Origin of the sequence: Kocuria sp. NBRC 114282 (assembly GCF_030268385.1) — a bacterium.
Lineage (GTDB): Bacteria > Actinomycetota > Actinomycetes > Actinomycetales > Micrococcaceae > Kocuria > Kocuria palustris.
On sequence record NZ_BSQO01000001.1, the window covers coordinates 294,181 to 307,292 of the forward strand.

Annotated in this window: 11 protein-coding genes; 8 read left to right on the top strand and 3 right to left on the bottom strand. The window is 71.7% G+C overall.

The genetic code is table 11. From position 1 onward, the window contains the following. Positions 1–2: 2 nt before the first annotated feature. Positions 3–818 (bottom strand): spermidine synthase, encoded by an 816-nt coding sequence (locus tag QSJ40_RS01355; RefSeq protein WP_006213913.1) that lies wholly within the window; start codon positions 816–818, stop codon positions 3–5. Between the two features lie 129 nt (positions 819–947). On the opposite strand from QSJ40_RS01355, the gene QSJ40_RS01360 reads away from it, so the two are divergent. From QSJ40_RS01360 to QSJ40_RS01375, 4 genes are all read left to right on the top strand, one after another. Further along, positions 948–2,162 carry an endonuclease/exonuclease/phosphatase family protein gene (locus tag QSJ40_RS01360; protein WP_006213912.1) on the top strand — a complete coding sequence of 405 codons (1,215 nt, stop codon included), beginning with the start codon at positions 948–950 and terminating at the stop codon, positions 2,160–2,162. 112 nt (positions 2,163–2,274) lie between these two features. Then, positions 2,275–3,096 (top strand): hypothetical protein, encoded by an 822-nt coding sequence (locus tag QSJ40_RS01365; protein WP_006213911.1) that lies wholly within the window; start codon positions 2,275–2,277, stop codon positions 3,094–3,096. 202 nt (positions 3,097–3,298) lie between these two features. Next, on the top strand, positions 3,299–4,198 hold the full coding sequence (locus QSJ40_RS01370; RefSeq protein WP_081609438.1) for a glycerophosphodiester phosphodiesterase: 900 nt from the start codon (positions 3,299–3,301) through the stop codon (positions 4,196–4,198). A 383-nt stretch (positions 4,199–4,581) separates the two neighbouring features. Next, positions 4,582–5,394: an FAD:protein FMN transferase gene (locus tag QSJ40_RS01375; RefSeq protein WP_040560445.1), complete on the top strand. Its 813-nt coding sequence runs from the start codon at positions 4,582–4,584 to the stop codon at positions 5,392–5,394. Between the two features lie 130 nt (positions 5,395–5,524). On the opposite strand, the gene purB is transcribed toward QSJ40_RS01375, so the two are convergent. Further along, positions 5,525–6,967 (bottom strand): adenylosuccinate lyase, encoded by a 1,443-nt coding sequence (purB, locus tag QSJ40_RS01380; RefSeq protein WP_006213908.1) that lies wholly within the window; start codon positions 6,965–6,967, stop codon positions 5,525–5,527. 132 nt (positions 6,968–7,099) lie between these two features. Here purB and hisC point away from each other — a divergent pair, with 132 nt between their 5' ends. The 4 genes from hisC to QSJ40_RS01400 all read left to right on the top strand — a co-directional run bounded on the left by hisC (position 7,100) and on the right by QSJ40_RS01400 (position 12,315). Next, entirely contained in the window at positions 7,100–8,206 is a 1,107-nt protein-coding gene (gene hisC / locus QSJ40_RS01385; RefSeq protein ID WP_058870794.1) for a histidinol-phosphate transaminase, read from the top strand. A gap of 324 nt (positions 8,207–8,530) precedes the next feature. Beyond that, the gene (locus QSJ40_RS01390; RefSeq protein WP_081609449.1) at positions 8,531–9,682 is read left to right on the top strand and encodes a thiamine pyrophosphate-dependent enzyme; all 1,152 of its coding nucleotides are present in this window, start codon (positions 8,531–8,533) and stop codon (positions 9,680–9,682) included. Beyond that, positions 9,679–10,692, top strand: a complete 1,014-nt coding sequence (locus tag QSJ40_RS01395) for an alpha-ketoacid dehydrogenase subunit beta (protein ID WP_006213903.1) — start codon at positions 9,679–9,681, stop codon at positions 10,690–10,692. The genes QSJ40_RS01390 and QSJ40_RS01395 overlap by 4 nt, the downstream gene beginning before the upstream one ends. 54 nt (positions 10,693–10,746) lie before the next feature. Further along, entirely contained in the window at positions 10,747–12,315 is a 1,569-nt protein-coding gene (locus QSJ40_RS01400) for a 2-oxo acid dehydrogenase subunit E2 (RefSeq protein ID WP_006213902.1), read from the top strand. Between the two features lie 96 nt (positions 12,316–12,411). On the opposite strand, the gene QSJ40_RS01405 is transcribed toward QSJ40_RS01400, so the two are convergent. Next, on the bottom strand, positions 12,412–13,011 hold the full coding sequence (locus QSJ40_RS01405; protein ID WP_006213901.1) for a DNA-3-methyladenine glycosylase I: 600 nt from the start codon (positions 13,009–13,011) through the stop codon (positions 12,412–12,414). Between the last annotated feature and the right edge of the window lie 101 nt (positions 13,012–13,112).

Sequence of the window (13,112 nt, forward strand, 5' to 3'; positions counted from 1 at the left end):
ATTCACTCACCGGCCAGCCAGTCCTCGAGCTGCATGCGGTCCAGGACCGCGGCCGGGTGAGGGCCGGCGGCGCGCAGGGCGTCCAGGTTCTCGCGCGGCATGCTCGAGGGCGAGCCCAGCAGGATGAGGTTGCCGGCGCGCTGCCCGTCGAGCATCGAGGCGTCGCTCAGGCACCACACGTCGGCGAAGGCCGGGGCACCGCCGCTGCCCTGGGCCTGCACCATGCGCTCGGCCTGCTCGCGGAAGAAGCCGAGTCCCGGGTCATCGCCCACGTTGACGATCAGCGCCCCGTCGGGGGCCAGGACCTGGGCCATCTCCTCGTAGAACGATCGTTCGCGAAGATGGGCGGGTGCGTCGTCGCCGGCGAAGACGTCGAGCACCAGCAGGTCGAACGGCTCCGTCTCGGCTTCGCGCAGCGCGCCGAGCTGCTCCCGGGCGTCGCCGATCAGGATCCGGGGCGGCTGCGAGTCCGGCCAGGGGAGGTGCTCGAGCACGAACCCCGGCAGCTCGCGGGCCAGCTCGATCACCGTCTGCTGCGATCCCGGGCGGACCGCGCTCAGCCGGCGGGGCAGCGTCAGCGCCCCGGCCCCCAGATGCAGCGCGCGCACGGGCTGTCCGCTCGGGCGCTGCAGGTCGCAGGCCGCCGACATCCGCTGCAGGTACTCGTAGAAGACCCGGCTCGGATCCGCCAGGTCCACGTGCGACTGCTCGGCGCCGCCGATGCTGAGGATCCACCCCTCGGTCAGCTCGTCCCAGGCGATCTCGGCCCCGGCGTCGAGGGCGGACAGGAAGCGGGAGCGGTGTGCGGGGCGGGACATGCTCGGATCGTCTCACCGATCCGCGTGATCCGCTCGCCGTGCGTTCACGGCCGGTTCAACCGCTCTCGCTACGGTCGGTCCATGTCATCGGCCGACCGGCCGCGCCCACCGAGCACCCCAGGGGGTCACATGAGCCGCCGCACCGCACTCACCCGCCGCAGCCTGGTCGGAGGCCTGGCCGGGGCCGCGGTGACCTCGATCGCCCTTCCCGCCGCAGCCTCCGAGCGCGGCGGGGCCGGGCATCGGACGCTGCGCTTCATGACCTACAACGCCTCGCTCAACCGCGGCTCGCAGGGGCAGCTGGTGCGGGATCTCTCCACGCCCGGCAATGCCCAGGCGCAGGCGGTCGCCGAGGTCATCCAGCGCTGCGCCCCCGACGTCCTGCTGATCAACGAGTTCGACTACGACGCCGAGCACCTGGGCGTGCAGCTGTTCCGGGACAACTACCTGGCGCGCAGCCAGAACGGCCAGGCCCCGCTGGACTTCCCCCACGCCTTCACCGCTGCCGTCAACACGGGCGTGGACTCGGGCCTGGACCTCAACGGGGACGGGACGCTGCGCACCGGCGACGATGCCTGGGGCTTCGGCCTCTTCCCCGGCCAGTACGGCATGGCCGTGTACTCCACGGCGCCCATCGACCACCGCGCGGTGCGGACCTTCCAGCTTCAGCTCTGGTCGCAGATGCCGGACAGCCTGCTGCCCTGGGACTACTACGGCCGCGAGATCGGTAAGCGGCTGCGGCTGTCGTCGAAGTCGCACTGGGATGTTCCCGTGCGGGTGGGCCGCGACACCGTCCATGTGCTGGCCTCCCACCCGACTCCGCCGTCGTTCGACGGATCCGAGGACCGCAACGGGAGGCGCAACCACGACGAGATCCGCTTCTGGGCGGACTACATCACGGGCTCGCGTCGCGGCAGCTGGATCCGCGACGACAACGGGGGCACCGGCGGACTGCTGCCCGGCAGCAGGTTCGTGATCATGGGCGATCTGAACTCCGACCCTCAGGACGGGGACTCCTGGCCCGGGGCTGCCCGGCAGCTGCTGGAGCACCACCGCATCCAGGATCCCCGGCCGAGCTCGGAGGGGGCCGTCGCGGCGGCTGCCGCCCAGGGAGGGGCCAATACGAGGCATCTGGGCGAGCACCGCTTCGACACGGCGGACTTCACCGACCAAGCGCCGGGCAACCTGCGGGTGGACTACGTCCTGCCCTCGTCGAATCTCCGGGTGCAGGACTCCCAGGTGTTCTGGCCCGCACCGGGGCAGCCCGGCGCGGAGCTCACGGGCTCGTATCCCTTCCCGACCTCGGACCATCGGCCCGTCTGGGCGGATCTGCGCGTGCGCTGAGTCGTGCCTGCGGCTCCCAGCCAGTCGTCAGGAGCCGATCAGACAGGACGCTGATGGCCGTGGGTAGGCTGGTCGTCGAACTTCTCAAGGACACCCACCCCAGGAGACGACCGTGGCGTTCAACCCCCTGAAGCACGCATTCGATGATGACGGCAAGCCGACCCCGGCGCTGAACGGCTTCCTCGACAACGCCCTGAAGGTGCAGCGTCCCGTCGTGCTGCGCTGGGTCAAGCGGCTGCGCGCCGAGCACCCGGACGAGACCCCCGAGCAGATCGCCAAGCGCCTCGAGCGGATGTACGTCCGGGCGAACACGGCCACCGGCGGCGTGGCCGGCGGTGCGGCCATGATCCCGGGCATCGGCACGCTGGCCTCCCTGGGCGTGTCGACCGTCTCGGTCGGCGGCTACCTGGAGATGACCGCGCTGTACGCCCAGGCCATCGCGGAGCTGCACGGCGTGCACACCTCCGACCCGGTGCGCACGCGCTCCATGGTCATGGCCCTGATGCTCGGCGAGGACGGGGGCGTGCTCATGAAGCAGGTCCTGGCCTCGAGCTCCAAGTCCCGAGGCCTGACGAACCGCTGGGGCCTGATGATGGGCACCGGCTCCAAGGAGGGCGGCCTCGATGTCGGCAAGAAGCTGCGCAACATGTTCGTGCGCCGCTTCATCCGCAAGCAGTCCACGGCGGCGCTGGGCCGCGCGCTGCCCTTCGGCATCGGCGCCGTGGTCGGCGGCGGCGCCAACCTGGCCATGTCACGGGCGGTCGTGAAGAGCACCCAGGAGGCCTTCGGGCCGCTTCCGGCGAGCTTCCCGCCCGAGCTGTCCGAGGTCGACCGGGCTCCCAAGCTCGCCGACGACGCCCGAGACCGCTCCAAGGATTCCGAGGAGGCCGGTGAGCCGGCGCAGATCAGCGGCGAGGGTCAGCAGGACAGCTGAGTCCTGCGGCGCACAGCGGCCGACATGATGCAGGACCCCTGGTCCCCGCCTGATCCTTCAGGCGGGGACCAGGTGCTTCATCGGGTCGGCCGTCGTCGTTCCTCCGGCGTTCACAGCAGGCCCCTAGCGTGAGAGGCGAGAGCGCTGTCCGACTCCCTGCGAGTCGACGGCGCAGCACCCTCTCCTCGCAGGAAGGCACAGCTTGGGCCCCAGAATCCTCGCGCATCGCGGAGCGAGCGCTCAGTACCCCGAGCACACGCGGGCGGCATACGTGCAGGCCCTGCTGGACGGGGCCGACGGCGTGGAGGGAGACGTCCACCTCACGCGCGACGGCCACCTGGTCCTGCACCACGACGCCCAGCTGGGGCGCACGAGCGACGGCCGCGGACCGGTCTCCTCGCACACGCTGGCCGAGCTGCGCCGTCTGGACTTCGTCTCCTGGAAGGGCGTCGAGATCCCGGTCAGCCACGGCGAGCCCCATGAGCAGCTGCTGACGCTGCCGGAGCTGCTCGAGCTGCTGCGCGGCGCGGGCAGGCGGGTCGGACTCGCCATCGAGACCAAGCATCCCTCCCCGGCCGGTCATCGGCTGGAGGAGGCCGTGCTCAGCGTCCTGATGGCCGAGGGCTGGGACCCGGAGACCGGGCGCCTGGGGAACCTGCAGGTCTCGATCATGAGCTTCCACCCGGATGCCGTGCGCCATGTCCTGCAGACCGTCGCCCCGCGCAACGTGTGCCAGCTGATCGAGGATCCCACCCCGGAGTCCGTGGCCGCGAGCCTGCGGGTCCCGGCTGTGACGGCCCGGCTCGTGCACGCCGGCATGCGCTGGGTCGTGCCGTCGGCGGAGCCGATCATCACCCGGGGCCTGTGCGAGATCGCGGGTCCGGGCATCGCCTTCGTGCGGGATCACCCCGGTCTCGTGCGGACCTGGCTGGCGCAAGGCTCGATCCTGCGGGTCTGGACGGTCGACACCGCGGCGGACCTCGAGCTGTGCCTTGCCCTGGGCGTCCAGCAGATCACGACCAACCGGCCGGGGGAGCTGCTGGATCGACTCGCTGCGGGCGGTGCCCCCACCGCTGTCGGCAGCAGCGATAGAATGTGCTGAACAGCCCACTGCAGAATGCATATTCATTAGATATTCAATGCAGCCATGTTTCGATATCGTCCCCAGTCAGATGGGTCGAAAATATCGGAGAGAAGGTGTTGCATCTTCATTACTCGCAGGTAACGTATGGGCTGTGCCGACGGGTGCCGAGGCCCTCACCTCACTTCCGTCGACATGGCGCGCCGATTCGACAGGGGCTGTGACAGCAGTCCGAGAGACTGGAGTCTCGGGGCATCGCGCAGAGGAGCGGAGCCGGATCGCGGGCTGCGATACGTCTCCACCCTCTGTCTCCCGAAAATCTGGCCGGTGTCGATCCGCAGCGGCCTTCATCTGCTCCGGGGCATCCCCAGCCCCGCCTCATCCCCCCACGAGGTTCCCCCACCATGGCCGTTCCCCCCAGGCTCCGCCGCAGCGCCCCCACGCTGACGGCGCAGCGGACCGTGTCCGCCGTCGACCCGCTGACCCGCATGGTCGCCGAGTCCATCGCCGACGAGGTCCTCTCCGACCTGTCGTGGGTGCTCAGCACCGAGCGCCCGGACTCCGAGCTGTCCCTGCTGCTCTCCCTGAGCAGCGATCATGCGCTCACCGCCCAGATCTCGCCCACGCTGTGCGCCGTCCTCGAGGCCGCTCAGCGTGCCCAGGCCGTCTCGAGCGGCTGGTACCGCCCGATCCGCCTGTCGCGAGAGCTGACCGGCGGCGAGATCGTCGAGCTCGACACCCGCACGCGCCGGCTCACCCTGCCGCGCGGCACCGAGCTCGACCTGTGGGACATCGGCTGCGCCAGGGCCGCCGACCGCATCATGGAGCGCGTCCAGGAGGCCGATCCCTTCGCCTCCCTGGCCATCGTGGTCGGCTCCTCGGTCAGCGCTGTGGGCGCCGCCTGGGAGATCTCCGAGGCCCTGGGCGAGGACCTCACCGTGCTGGACCCCGCGCTGCAGCGGGGCGCCCGCGCCTTCGCCGTGCTCTGCGAGCAGACTCGCGGCGTCGGCGCTGAGGTGTGGGATGCCGTGGCCGTGAGCGCCGACAGCGCCGTGGATGCGCTGGCCTTCGCGGGCTCTGCCGAGGAGCTGGGGCGCATGGCCCCCGAGTGGCTCGAGACGGTCGGCGCTCAGGCCGAGCTGCGCCCGTCGCGCCCCGGACGGCTGTTCGGCCGTCGCCGCGTGCGCACCGCTGGCTGGGCGGCCAAGGACATGTGATCGGGCGGTGCGGACCTGACGGATCCGCGCCGCTGAAAGGGGATGCGAACGACGACGCCGGGCGGTGCTGCTGGACCAGCAGCACCGCCCGGCGTCGTCTGCGCGGGAGCCTCGGACGGGACGGGGCCCCTCAGCGCTCGAGATGCTCCACGAGCCTGGGGGCGATCCCGATGTAGGTCTGCGGCGTGAGCTGGGACAGGCGCTGCTCTGCGGCATCGGACAGCCCGAGCTCGGCCACGAACTCCTGCAGGCGCTGCTGATCCACGCGGTGGCCGCGGGTCAGGTCCTTGAGGCGCTCGTAGGGGTTCTCCATGCCGGGGGTCCCGGCGATCGCCTCGGCGCGCATGACGGTCTGGATCGCCTCTCCCAGGACCTCCCAGTTCTCGTCGAGGTCGGCGGCCAGGACGTCGTGGGCCACATCCAGGCGCTGCAGGCCCTTGGCGACGTTCGAGATCGCCAGCAGCGAGTGCCCGAAGGCGGTGCCGATGTTGCGCTGGGACGACGAGTCCGTGAGGTCGCGCTGCCAGCGCGAGGTCACGAGCGTGGCTCCGAGCGTGTCCAGCAGCGAGCACGAGATCTCCAGGTTGGCCTCGGCGTTCTCGAAGCGGATCGGATTGACCTTGTGCGGCATGGTCGAGGACCCGGTGGCGCCCTCGACGGGGACCTGGCGGAAGACGCCGATCGAGATGTAGGACCAGATGTCCGTGCAGAGGTTGTGCAGGATGCGGTTGAACCGGGCGACGTCCGCGTAGAGCTCGGCCTGCCAGTCGTGCGACTCGATCTGCGTGGTCAGGGGGTTCCAGCTCAGCCCCAGCCCCTCGACGAAGGTGCGCGAGACCTCCTGCCAGTCGGCCTCCGGTACGGCGGTCGTGTGGGCGGCGTAGGTTCCGGTGGCCCCGTTGATCTTGCCCAGGAACTGCGTGGATCCGACCCGGGCGAGCTGGCGCCCCAGGCGGTGGGCGAAGACCGCGAGCTCCTTGCCCAGCGTGGTGGGCGTGGCCGGCTGGCCGTGGGTGCGCGAGAGCATGGGCGCCTCCGCGCTGTCGGCGGCCAGCTGCGAGATCTGCTCCACGAGCTCGCGGGCAGCCGGGGCCCAGACCAGCTCGACGGCATCGCGCACGCCCACGGCGTAGGCGAGGTTGTTGATGTCCTCGGAGGTGCAGGCGAAGTGCACCAGCGGGATCAGGTGCTCGAGGCCCAGCGCGGGCAGCCGGCGCCCGATGTAGTACTCGACGGCCTTGACGTCGTGGACGGTCACGGCCTCGATCTCGGCCAGCTCGGCGATGCCCTCGGCGCCGAAGTCCTCGACGATGCGGCGCAGGCCGTCGATCTGCTCCTGGCCCAGCGGCTCGATCCCGGGCAGCACGCGTCCGGCGCACAGGTGGATGAACCACTCGATCTCCACATGGAGCCGGTTGCGGTTCAGCGCCGCCTCCGAGAGGTGGTCGATCAGCGGTGCGACGGCCGGGCGGTAGCGCCCGTCCAGCGCTCCGAGGGCCAGGGGCGGCTCGAGCCCGCCGAGCGGGATGCGGGCCGTGGGATCGTCGGTCGAGGGGGCGGAAGACTGAGACATGCGGACATTCTTCCATCCTCGGGCGGCGTCTCCGGGCGCGCGGCGGGCGCGCGCTGCTCGAGCCGGCGTTCCGTCCGGAACGGGGCTCCGAGGGTGGGCCTCATGCTGGGCCGCGCCGCTACAGTGAGGGTCATGTCCTCCGTCACACCCCGCGCCGCCCTGTCCGCCCTGCCCGACTACGCTGCGGGCCGGCCCCCGCAGCCCGTCGACGGCCTCGAGGCCTTCAAGCTGTCCTCCAACGAGAACCCCTGGGGACCGGTGCCGGCAGCCCAGGAGGCCATCGCCCAGGCAGCACAGCGGATGCACCGCTATCCCGACCCGACCGCCGCGCCGCTGCGCGAGCGGATCGCCCAGCACCTGGGCGTGCCCGCCGATGACATCGTGACCGGTGCGGGCAGCCTGGGTGCGCTGACGCAGATCATCGCGGCCTTCGCGGGAACCTCCTCCGACGGCACGGGCGATGAGGTCATCTACCCCTGGCGCTCGTTCGAGGCCTACCCGATCGTCGTGGGGACCGCAGGCGCCGTGAGCGTGCAGGTCCCCAACCTGCCGGACGGCTCGCACGACCTCGAGGGCATGCTCGCGGCCATCACCGAGCGCACCCGCGTGATCCTGCTGTGCTCGCCCAACAATCCCACCGGCCCGTCGCTGCGCCAGGACGAGACGGAGCGCTTCCTGGCCCGGGTGCCCGAGGGCATCCTCGTGGTGCTGGACGAGGCCTACCTCGAGTTCCAGGGCGACCCGGAGCTCGTCGAAGGCGTGCGCACCTACCGCGCCCACCCGAACGTGGTCGCGCTGCGGACCTTCTCCAAGGCCCACGGCCTGGCCGGTCTGCGCGTGGGGTACTCGCTCTCGCAGCCGGAGGTCACAGCCTCGCTGCGCAAGGTCGCGACCACGTTCGCGGTGACTGAGATGGCCCAGACCGCGGCGATCGCCTCGCTCGATCACCTGGAGCAGGTCCAGGAGCGGGTCCAGCGCATCGTCGACGAGCGCGAGCGCGTCCTGGCCCGGCTGGCGGAACTGGGCTGGGACGTCCCGCAGACGCGCGCGAACTTCGTATGGCTGCCGCTGGGCGAGGACGCCCGCCGCTTCGCCGAGGCCTGCGCGCAGCAGGCGCTGTCGGTGCGGGCGTTCGACGGCGACGGAGTGCGGGTCAGCATCGATGTGCCCCAGGCCAACGACAGGTTTTTGGAGATCTGCTCCAACTTCCAGACGCCCGCGCGTCACGTAGTCTCATGAGACAGCTTCGTCTCCGGGCTCTGCGCGCAGCAGACGGAGACGCAGGCATGAGCTGCCGGGCCGGACGGCCCGGGGCCGTGCCACCGCGTGAACCACACCTGGAGGTGTCCCATGGCGCAGGCCGACGAGGTCCCGGAGCGGGGACCCGATCAGGAGCAGCCCAGCGCTGAGCAGTCGTCCGCGCAGACGGCGCAGGCCGCGCCGGCCGTCGAGGTCGCCGCCGACGTGGCCCCGGACGGATCGCCGGAAGCGCTCGTCGCGGATCCCCATGACGCCCGTGCGAGCGCCGGCACCGGAGCGCACCCCGCGGCCGTGGCCGCGACCATGCCCGTGGTCCGCCTGCTCGACGAGAACGGCGTCCGCCAGCACGACGAGCGCTTCTCGGGCTGGGTCGAGGACGTCGATGCCGAGGCGCTGCAGCGGATGCACCGCTCGATGGTGCGGGCGCGCCGCCTGGACGAGATGGCCACTGCGCTGCAGCGCCAGGGCGAGATGGCCCTGTGGCCCCCGCTGCGCGGCCAGGAGGCGGCCCAGGTCGGCTCGGCGCTGGCCCAGGGCGAGAACGACTACGTCTTCCCCTCCTACCGCGAGCATGCCGTGGTCCTGGAGCGCGGGGTCCCGGCCGAGCGGGTCCTGGTGCAGTTCCGGGGCCACGCGGCCTCCGGCTGGAAGCCGTCCGAGACCCGGACCCATGTCTACTCGCTGGTGCTGGCCTCCCAGGTCCCGCACGCGGTGGGCTACGCCATGGGCATGGTCCAGGACCGTCGGCTTGCCGAGGAGGCGGGGGAGCCCGCGCCGGAACCCGGTGCTGTCACCGTCTACTTCGGCGACGGCGCCTCGACCGAGGGCGAGATCCACGAGTCGATGGTCTTCGCCGCCTCCTACGACGCCCCCGTGGTGTTCTTCGTGCAGAACAACCAGTGGGCGATCTCGGTGCCGTTCTCCACGCAGTCCCGCGTGCCCCTGGCGGCCCGGGCGGCCGGCTATGGCTTCGAGGGCGTGCGGGTCGACGGCAACGACCCTCTGGCTGTCCTGGCGGTGACCCGGTGGGCGACCGCCGAGGCCCGCGAGGGGCGCGGCCCCGTGCTGATCGAGGCGGAGACCTTCCGACTGGGCGCGCACACCACCGCAGACGACCCCACCAAGTACCGCCTCTCCGCAGAGGAGGCGCAGTGGGCGCAGAAGGAGCCCCTGCTGCGCATGCGCGCCCTGCTCGAGACGGAGCTCGGCGTGCAGGAGCAGTGGTTCCAGGACCTGGAGGAGGAGACCGACCAGTGGCTGAAGGAGGTCCGCTCCGAGCTGCTGCGCTCCGATCCGGGTGAGCTGGACCATCGCTTCGACGTCGTCTACGCGCAGCCGCACCCGCTCGTGGAGGAGGAGCGGGCCTGGCACCGCGACTACGCCGATTCCTTCCTGGACGGCGAGGGCGGACCGGGCGCAGACGCAGGGCAGAGCCAGGAGGGGCAGAGGGCATGAGCGAGCAGCAGACGCGCACGGGCGGGCCCACGACCGTCCGGGCCACTCTGGCCAAGGCCCTGACCATGGGCATGCGCCGGGCCATGGGGGAGGACCCCCGGGTCCTGCTCATGGGCGAGGACATCGGCTCCCTGGGCGGGGTGTACCGCGTGACCGAGGGGCTCAAGGGGGAGTTCGGCGCGCACCGGGTGCTGGACACCCCTCTGGGCGAGGCTGGGATCGTGGGCACCGCCACCGGGATGGCCATGCGCGGATACCGCCCGGTGTGCGAGATCCAGTTCGACGGCTTCACCTTCCCCGCCTACAACCAGATCACGACCCAGCTGGCCAAGATGCATGCCCGCACCGACGGCGACGTCACCGTCCCGGTGACCATCCGCATCCCCTACGGCGGGCTCGTGGGCTCGATCGAGCACCACTCCGAGTCGCCCGAGGCCCAGTTCTCGCACACTGCCGGGCTGCGCATCGTCTCGCCGTCCTCGCCGCAGGACGCCTACTGGATGATCCAGCAGTCGATCGCCTGCCCCGATCCCGTGATCTTCTTCGAGCCCAAGCGCCGCTACTGGCTCAAGGGGGAGGTCGACCTCGAGAACCCGAGCACCGCCGATCCCTTCAGTGCCCAGGTGCTGCGCGAGGGCTCGGAGCTCAGCCTCGTGGCGTGGGGTCCGCTGGTGCCCGTGGCCATGGCCGCCGCAGAGGCCGCCGCGCAGGAGGGCCGCTCGGTCGAGGTGATCGACCTGCGCTCGCTGTCGCCGATCGACTTCGCGACCCTCGAGGCCTCGGTGCAGCGCACGGGGCGCATGGTCGTGGCCCACGAGGCCCCGGTCTTCTCCGGGCTGGGGGCCGAGATCGCCGCGCGCATCACGGAGCGCAGCTTCTACAGCCTCGAAGCCCCCGTGATCCGCGTGGGCGGCTACCACATGCCCTACCCGCCCGCCGGGGTCGAGGCGGACTACGTCCCGGACCTGGACCGCGTCCTGGACGGCATGGACCGGGCCTTCGCCTACTAGGACCCGCTCACCGCACGCACGCGCCCCGCACCGTCGCTTCCGAAGGATTCCCGCATGGCACAGATCTTCCGCCTCCCCGATGTCGGCGAGGGGCTCACCGAAGCCGAGATCGTCACCTGGAAGGTGCGCGTCGGCGACCAGGTCTCCGTCGATCAGCCCCTCGTGGAGATCGAGACCGCCAAGTCGCTCGTCGAGCTGCCCTCGCCCTGGGAGGGGGCCGTCCTCGAGCTGCTCGCCCAGGAGGGCGAGACCCTGGAGGTCGGCGCAGGGCTGGTCTCGATCGGCGACTCCGCCGAGGCCCCGGGCTCGCGCCCGGATCCGGGCTACTCCGCCACCAGCGCAGGCGGCGATGCCGCCGCCGATTCGAGCGATCCGGAAGCGCCGGCGCAGTCCTCCAGCGCGGAGGAGGAGCCGCAGCAGAAGCCGCTCGTGGGGTCGGGTCCCAAGGCGGATCCGGTCGTGCGCAGGCAGCGCTCGCGCCGCCCCGCCCGCCCGGAGCCGACCCGACCGGAAGCCCCTGCTCAGCAGGCCGAGCCCTCGCGCGGCCGCAGCACGGCCGAGCCCGCCGGCGGGAGGGCCTCGCTGGGCGACGGCATCGCCGACCTGCTCTCGCGAGCGGGCCTGGGGCAGGGGCCCGGCTCGCGCGGCGACCGGCTGGCCCGCCTGGCCGGGGGCGGCTCCCGAGAGGAGGCCGCGGCCCCGGGAAGCGGCGCGGTCGCAGTGCAGCCGGCGCGGGCCTCCCAGCCGGCCTTGGCCAAGCCTCCCGTCCGCAAGGCCGCCAAGGAGATGGGCATCGACCTGCGGGAGGTCTCCGGAACGGGCGAGGCCGGACAGGTCACCAAGCGAGACCTGCTGGCCTACGCCGCCCATCTGCGCGAGGTCCCGGACGGCCCCGACGGCTTCTGGGTCTCCTCGGACGCCCCCGGGGCAGGGGACCGGACGCAGCGGATCCCGGTCAAGGGCGTGCGCAAGCTGACCGCCCAGAACATGGTCAAGTCCGCGTTCTCGGCCCCGCACGTGTCGATCTTCGTGGATGTCGACGCCACGCGGACCATGGAGTTCGTGAAGCGGCTGAAGACCTCCGATCACTTCGAGGGAGTGAAGGTCACCCCGCTGCTCCTGCTGGCCCGGGCCGTCATCTGGGCCGCAGCGCGCAACCCCCAGGTCAACGCGACCTGGACCGACCGCGAGATCGTGATCAAGCGCTACATGAACCTGGGCATCGCCGCGGCGACCCCGCGCGGGCTCATGGTCCCGAACATCAAGGACGCCCAGGACATGAGCCTGCGCGAGCTGGCGATCGCCCTCAACGAGCTGACGGCCACGGCTCGTGCCGGGCGCACCCAGCCCGGCGACATGCAGAACGGCACCCTGTCGATCACGAACATCGGCTCCCTGGGGATCGACATCGGCACTCCGATCATCAACCCCGGTGAGGTCGCGATCGTGGCCTTCGGAACCATCAAGCAGAAGCCGTGGGTCGTGGACGGGGAGATCATCCCGCGGTGGATCACCACGCTCGGCGGATCGTTCGACCACCGTGTGGTCGACGGCGACCTCTCCGCGCGCTTCATGGCGGACGTGGCCCGCATCCTCGAGGAGCCCGCGCTGCTGCTCGACTGAACCCCCTCACGGCCTGACGAGCACCCCTGCGGAAGGCCCCGGTCGGCGCGCGTCGCTGCCGGGGCCGAGGCATGCGCACAGGAGCTCGCGGCCCCTTCAGCAGCGGAAGCAGCCGTCGAGGTGGCCGGGGGTCATCCCGGTGCGGGCCAGCAGCCGGGCGATCGTGCCGGGGCCGGCGTGCACGAGCCCGTGCTCGCGCAGGCGACCTGCGACCGCCTGGACGTGATCCGTCCCCTCGGCCGGCTCCAGTTCCCGCTGCCAGTCCTCGCCGGACCAGCTGCGAACGGCGCGGGCGGCGACCACCACAGCGGTGAGCTTGGCGCGATTGCGGATCAGCCGACGGTCCAGCAGCAGCTCGTCCACGGCGTCGTCATCGAGACCGGCCACGATCCGCGGGTCGAAGCAGCTGAAGACCTCCTCGAGCGCGGGCAGCCGCGACACCGAGGCGCCCGGGGCCAGCCCGGCCTGCAGGATCTCGAGGCTCAGCGCCCGGAACCACTCGGAGCGCAGCTGCGGGCGGATGCCCCACGAGGTGTCGTGATCGTCCAGGACATCCGGGGTGGACAGCGCCCACGGGCAGCGCAGCCGACCGTCGGCGCACAGCACGGGGCTCAGCAGGACGGACGGGTCGGCGCGCGGACGGTCGGTGCAGGACGGCGCATCTGAGGAGCAGTGGGCGGCTTCGGCGGTGGGCATGGCGGCACGCTACGGCGATGCTCGCAGCAGCATCGGGGCCCGAGGACCGGACTGTGCAGCTGCGGCCCCCATCTCCGCTGATCCGGGTGCTGTGGAGCCTG

Bases quoted from the DNA above. Each gene is read 5' to 3' on its own strand.
- QSJ40_RS01390 (WP_081609449.1), top strand. From the start codon at position 8,531: ATGCCCGTGGTCCGCCTGCTCGACGAGAACGGCGTCCGCCAGCACGAC.
- QSJ40_RS01395 (WP_006213903.1), top strand. From the start codon at position 9,679: ATGAGCGAGCAGCAGACGCGCACGGGCGGGCCCACGACCGTCCGGGCC.
- QSJ40_RS01400 (WP_006213902.1), top strand. From the start codon at position 10,747: ATGGCACAGATCTTCCGCCTCCCCGATGTCGGCGAGGGGCTCACCGAA.
- QSJ40_RS01375 (WP_040560445.1), top strand. From the start codon at position 4,582: ATGGCCGTTCCCCCCAGGCTCCGCCGCAGCGCCCCCACGCTGACGGCG.
- hisC (WP_058870794.1), top strand. From the start codon at position 7,100: ATGTCCTCCGTCACACCCCGCGCCGCCCTGTCCGCCCTGCCCGACTAC.
- purB (WP_006213908.1), bottom strand. From the start codon at position 6,967: ATGTCTCAGTCTTCCGCCCCCTCGACCGACGATCCCACGGCCCGCATC.
- QSJ40_RS01360 (WP_006213912.1), top strand. From the start codon at position 948: ATGAGCCGCCGCACCGCACTCACCCGCCGCAGCCTGGTCGGAGGCCTG.
- QSJ40_RS01355 (WP_006213913.1), bottom strand. From the start codon at position 818: ATGTCCCGCCCCGCACACCGCTCCCGCTTCCTGTCCGCCCTCGACGCC.
- QSJ40_RS01405 (WP_006213901.1), bottom strand. From the start codon at position 13,011: ATGCCCACCGCCGAAGCCGCCCACTGCTCCTCAGATGCGCCGTCCTGC.